Source organism: Skermanella sp. (assembly GCF_059503625.1).
Genome location: NZ_JCACHA010001119.1, coordinates 1 through 5,341, shown reverse-complemented (window position 1 = coordinate 5,341; position 5,341 = coordinate 1). Strand labels below are relative to the sequence as shown.

4 protein-coding genes are annotated in these 5,341 nt (G+C 66.6%); 1 reads left to right on the top strand and 3 read right to left on the bottom strand.

All coding sequences use genetic code 11. The annotated features are described in order from the left end of the window. Window positions 1–94 precede the first annotated feature (94 nt). Window positions 95–796, bottom strand: a complete 702-nt coding sequence (locus tag AC5JJ6_RS40075; protein ID WP_496047398.1) for a hydrolase — start codon at window positions 794–796, stop codon at window positions 95–97. A gap of 155 nt (window positions 797–951) precedes the next feature. Between AC5JJ6_RS40075 and AC5JJ6_RS40070 the strand changes: the two genes are divergently transcribed. Next, entirely contained in the window at window positions 952–2,550 is a 1,599-nt protein-coding gene (locus tag AC5JJ6_RS40070; RefSeq protein ID WP_496047397.1) for an ATP-binding protein, read from the top strand. A 28-nt stretch (window positions 2,551–2,578) separates the two neighbouring features. Here AC5JJ6_RS40070 and AC5JJ6_RS40065 read toward each other — a convergent pair whose 3' ends face one another. Beyond that, window positions 2,579–2,971 (bottom strand): response regulator, encoded by a 393-nt coding sequence (locus AC5JJ6_RS40065; protein ID WP_496047396.1) that lies wholly within the window; start codon window positions 2,969–2,971, stop codon window positions 2,579–2,581. Continuing rightward, window positions 2,968–5,250 carry a CHASE domain-containing protein gene (locus AC5JJ6_RS40060; protein WP_496047395.1) on the bottom strand — a complete coding sequence of 761 codons (2,283 nt, stop codon included), beginning with the start codon at window positions 5,248–5,250 and terminating at the stop codon, window positions 2,968–2,970. The genes AC5JJ6_RS40065 and AC5JJ6_RS40060 overlap by 4 nt, the downstream gene beginning before the upstream one ends. Between the last annotated feature and the right edge of the window lie 91 nt (window positions 5,251–5,341).

Below are 5,341 nucleotides of genomic sequence, written 5' to 3'. Positions count from 1 at the left end.
TAGAGGACGCCGACCAGCAGCCCGACGGCGAGGGTTATGACATAGGCTTTCATGGAAAAACCTCTCGCCACGGGAAGGAAAAGGCTGCGCCGGGTTACTCGGCGGCCAGCTTGTTCGCGGCGACCGGATCCAGGCGCTGGCCGTGCTTGACGCGCTCGGGCGCCTTGTGGACCATCGTGTAGGCGTAGTCGACGCCCATGCCGTAGGCGCCGGAATGCTCCCGCACGATGTTCATGACGGCGTCGTAGGTATCGCGGTGCGCCCAGTCTCGCTGCCATTCCAGCATCACCTGCTGCCAGGTCACCGGTGCGACGCCGGCCTGGATCATGCGCTGCATGGAGTAATCATGCGCTTCCTTGCTGGTGCCGCCGGACGCGTCGGCGACCATGAAGATCTCGTAGCCGCCCTCGGCCATCGCGGAGAAGGCGAAGCTGTTGTTGCAGACTTCCGTCCACAGGCCGGAGACGACGATCTTCTTCTGGCCGTTCCGGGCGAGCGCGTCGCGGACCTTCTGGTCGTCCCAGGAGTTCATCGAGGTGCGCTCGAGGATCGGGTGGTCGGGGAAGACGCCGAGCAGTTCCGGATAGGTGTGGCCCGAAAAGCTTTCCGTCTCGACCGTCGTCAGCGTCACCGGAATGTCGAATACCTTCGCCGCCTTGGCGAGCGCCACGGTGTTGTTCTTCAGTACCTGACGGTCGATCGACTGAACGCCGAACGCCATCTGCGGCTGCTGATCGATGAAGATGACCTGACAATTGGTCGGAGTCAGAAGCTCCGGCTTGTTGGTGATGCCCATGGCTCGTCCCTCTTCTTGATTCCCTGCGATGCCGCGCAGCATGAAGAATCCGGCCGGGGGGCGATATTGCCTCTGCGTCTCTTTTATATATACGTTGGTATTGCTGTTAAGGCTGATGGGCGACTTGATTGATTTTGGATCGGTTTGGGCGGGACATGCTGAGGCTGGAAAGCGAGTTGCCGGACGACCGGAAATTTCTTGTCTCGACGGTGCCGCCCAGCCGGGGGCAGGTCCGGCTGGCTGTCTGGGTGCTTTGGGCGTTGGTGCTGGCCCTGATCGTCACGGTACCGTTCGCACGGGTCCCGCTGAACGGCACGCAGATCCTGCTGCCGGCTTATGCGACCGCCGTGCTGATGGCCGAGCTGATCACCTCGGCGCTGCTGTTCGTCCTGGTCGCGATCCAGCGCTCCCGCGCCATGCTGGTCCTGGCGGCAGGCTACCTATCGACGGCGCTGCTGATAATCCCGTGGGTCCTCACCTTTCCCGGAGTGTTCGGGCCTTCCGGCCTGCTCGATGCCGGGATACAGGGCACGGCGCTGATCGCGGCGGTCCGGCGCATCGGGCTGCCGCTGTTCGTGCTCGTCTACGTCCTGCTGAAGGATGCCTCTCCCGCCGAGGGCGATCTGTCCGGACCCGTGAACAGGATCGTTCCGGGGAGCATCGCGGCTGTCGTCGCCGCGATCTGCGGACTGACCTGGATCAGCGTTTCGGACGATGCCCTGCTGCCGCGCCTGATGACCGACGCATCACGCGTTTCCGCCATCTGGAGCTACGTTCCGGCAACCGCGTCGGTCCTCTGCCTTGCGGCGCTGGCTCTGCTGTGGTCCCGGCGGCGTTCGGTGCTCGATCTCTGGCTGATGGTCGTCCTGTGCGTCTGGCTGATCGAGACTTTCCTGCTGGGATACATCAGCGCCGGCCGATTCAGCGTCGGCTGGTGGGCCGGCCGCCTTTATGGGCTGATGTCGGCAAGCCTGGTCCTGCTGGTCCTGCTGTCCGAGACGACGACGCTGTACGCGCGGCTCGCGCGGTCCGTCTCGGCCGAACGCCGGACGCGGGAGGCGCGGCTGACGACGATGGAGGTCCTGTCGGCCTCGATCGCCCACGAGGTCAACCAGCCGCTGACGAGCATGGTCACCCATGCCGATGCGGGCTTGCGCTGGCTGCAAAGGGAACATCCCGACCTGGACGAGACCAAGGCGGCGCTGAAGAGCATCGTCAACGACGGACACCGCGCCGCGAAGATCATCGAAAGCGTCAGGACGGTGTTCCGGAAGGGCGCGCAGGACCGGTTTCCGCTGAACGTCAACGGGCTGATCCAGGATGTGCTCGGGCAGACGCAGAGCGATGCGAGGTTGAGCCGCGTCGCCGTCCAGACCGAGCTGGACGGCGACCTGCCGGCGGTCACCGGCAATCCGGTCCAGCTCCAGCAGGTCCTGTCCAACCTGGTGACGAATGCGATCGACGCCATGAGCACGGTCACCGACCGGGCGCGCGTGCTCCGCATCCGGTCCGGTGCCCACGATCCGTACTCCATCGTCGTATCGGTGGAGGATGCCGGCACCGGGCTGGACGCGAAGCACGAGGACCGCATCTTCGAGCCGTTCTTCACGACCAAGTCGTACGGGCTGGGAATGGGCCTGATGATCTGCCAGTCGATCGTCGAGTCGCACGGCGGACGGCTGTGGATGACGAACAACCTCCGGCACGGCGCCACCTTTCACTTTACGCTGCCGGTGGACGGAACCAAGCCGTGACGGCACGGGCCTTGCGCGATCCGGCGGATCAGGCGGCCGAGCGCGACAGGGCGTCCGTCAGTGCCGCGGCCAGGGCCGCTTCCGCATAGGGCTTCTGAAGGATTGGACTGTCGGGGAACACGCCGTCGATGCCGGCGGCGCCGTAGCCGGTGGCGAACACGAACGGCACGCCCCGGCGGGTCAGCACCTCGGCAACCGGAAAGACCTTTTCGCCGGCCACGTTGACGTCGAGCACGGCGGCATCGATCTCCGCCTCGCCGGCGAGCTGGAGAGCGTGGCGGATGCGCGACGCGGGCCCGATCACGAAGCAGCCGAAGCCCTTGAGGATTTCCCCCAGCTCCATGGCGACCAGCATCTCGTCCTCCACCACGAGGACGCGCAGCGCCTCGAGGCTTCTCGGTTCCGCATCACCCTCGGTCACGCCACCGCCCCGGCCGCCAGTTTCGTTTCCGTATCGGCGCCGGTTCCGGCAGCGGCGCCGGTGACAAGCGGAAACTCGATCACGCAGCGGAGGCCGCCGACCGGGAAATCCAATGTCACCATTCCATCCAGTTGATTGGCAAGCCCGCCACCGAGCAGGCGCGTGCCGAATCCTTGCCGCGTCGGCGCCGATACGGGAGGCCCGCCGGCTTCTTCCCACACGATCTTCAGCCAGGGCTTGCCGTTGACCGGGGCTATCGACCAGCCGACCCGCACGTGGCCGCCGGCAGCCGACAGGGCTCCGTATTTGGCGGCGTTGGTCGCCAGTTCGTGGAAGGCCATGCCGATCGCGACGGCGTCTTGCGGCGGCAGCAACACGGCCGGGCCTTTCAGCACGGCGCGGCTTTGGCCGTAGGGCGCCAGTTCGGACCGGGCAAGCTCCGCCAGCGGCGCGTTTTCCCAGTTGCCGCGCGTCAGCAGGTCGTGGGTGTGCGAGAGGGCGAACAGACGACCTTCGAAGGAAGCGGCAAACGCCTCTGGCGTCGGGGCGGACCGCGACGTCTGGCGTGCGATCGACTGGACGGCGGCCAGCGTGTTCTTGACCCGGTGGTTGAGTTCGTCGAGCAGGAGCTTGCGGCGCTCCGCCTCCTTCTGGACCGCGCCGAACAGCCGGGCATTGTCGACCGCCACGGCGGCCTGGGCGGCGAGGCCGGCGACCAGCCGCTCGGCGCGGATGGTGAAGACTCCGGGCTTGCCGTGTCCGAGGAGCAGCCCGCCGAGCGTTTCGCCGGAGCGGGAAACGACGGGGACGGCCAGATAGCTGCGGACCATGGGATGGCCCGGCGGCATGCCGCCGTGCGGCGCGTTCCTGCCGTAGCGGGGGTCTTTCGTGATGTCGTCGGACCGGACCGGAGCCTCGCCCCGGAAGGTGGGGGCGAACAGCTCCGTGTTGCGCGGCATCGAGTAGCCGGCGAACAGGCGGGGATTGGCGCCGGACAGCGCGTGCAGCATGTAGGATTCGCCGCGTTCGTCGTGAACGTTGTAGAAAAAGGCGCCGACCTGGGCGCCCGAAACGCGGGTCGCGGCGTCGGTGATCGATTGCACCAGCCGGTCGAGGTCGAGCTGTGCCGAAACCTCGGCGCCGACGGCATTGATGATCTCGAGTTCCTGCGCACGCAGCAGCTCGGCCGCCGAAGCGCGCTCCGCTTCGGCGCGGGCGCGCGACTGGAACCACGCGGCGATCAGCAGCATCGCCGTGGCGAGCAGTCCGCCGATGGCGACGACGGTGACCAGCCAGCGCCCCGATGTCGCTTCAAGGCCGGGACCCGCGATGTAGACGGTCGTCCAGTGCCGGCCGGCCACCTCCAGGGAGCGTTCCATCCTGTAGCGGACGTCGCTGAAGGCGTTCCAGTCTCCGGAACGGTGCATCAGCGTACCGGTGTCCGGTTCGCCGTCATGGACCTCCAGTGCCAGGTAGGGCCTCGCCTCGCCTCCCAGGAGCTTGCCGAGCAGGTCGTCGGCGCGGAACGGGGCATAGGCGTGGCCCAGGAACTGCCGGCGCCGCTCCTCGACCGTGGCCGGGACGGTGCCGTTCCGATAGACCGGCACGTAGATCAGGAAGCCCGACTGCGCCTGCCGGTCGATCTCCTGGACGAGGCGGACCTTGCCGGACGAGGCAGGCTCCCCGGTGTCGCGCGCCCGCTCCATGGCGGCGCGGCGCACCGGATCGACCGACATGTCGAAGCCGACCGCGACCTTGTTGCGGCGGTCGAACGGCTCCAGGTAGATGATCGTGTTGATCTCGGTCCTCGGCGTGTCCGGCCAGATCCGGAACCCCTCGGCACCCTGAGTCCGCATGTCGGCTTCGATCTGCTTTTCCCGACCGGGCGGGACGTGCACGCTGTAGCCGATGCCTTGGATACCGGGGTAGCGCTCCCCCAGGGTAAGCTTCGTGACGAAAGCCTTGAACTCCGCCCGCGTAACTTCGTCGCTCGCGGCGAAAAGGGCGGCGGTGGACCGGATGACCGCGATGTAGGTCTCCATGCGGTCGAGCATCGCGGCCTGGGTCTGTTCGACCCCGCGCAGAAAACGCTCCTGATCCGTCCGCTCCACCGACTTCCAGGTCGCGACGGTCGCGATGGCGGTGGCAAGCAGTCCCAGGGTCGCGATCAGTACCGGCCAGCCGAGATGGGTCCACGGCATCCGTCGTGAAGAGGAGGCGTCGGTCGAATGGCCAGTCGGATGCACCGATCGCTCGAAGAAGTATTGGGACCGCATCATCAACTTATACCCGGCAGCCACATAGCCTGAGAAGCCCGCTCTTGGCGGGATGTGGAACGAACAACTGCACTTTGGATATTTCGGGTAAGGC

What these genes read in the sequence shown, in the direction of transcription:
- AC5JJ6_RS40070 (WP_496047397.1), top strand. Translation starts at nt 952, where the DNA reads ATGCTGAGGCTGGAAAGCGAGTTGCCGGACGACCGGAAATTTCTTGTC.
- AC5JJ6_RS40075 (WP_496047398.1), bottom strand. Translation starts at nt 796, where the DNA reads ATGGGCATCACCAACAAGCCGGAGCTTCTGACTCCGACCAATTGTCAG.
- AC5JJ6_RS40060 (WP_496047395.1), bottom strand. Translation starts at nt 5,250, where the DNA reads ATGATGCGGTCCCAATACTTCTTCGAGCGATCGGTGCATCCGACTGGC.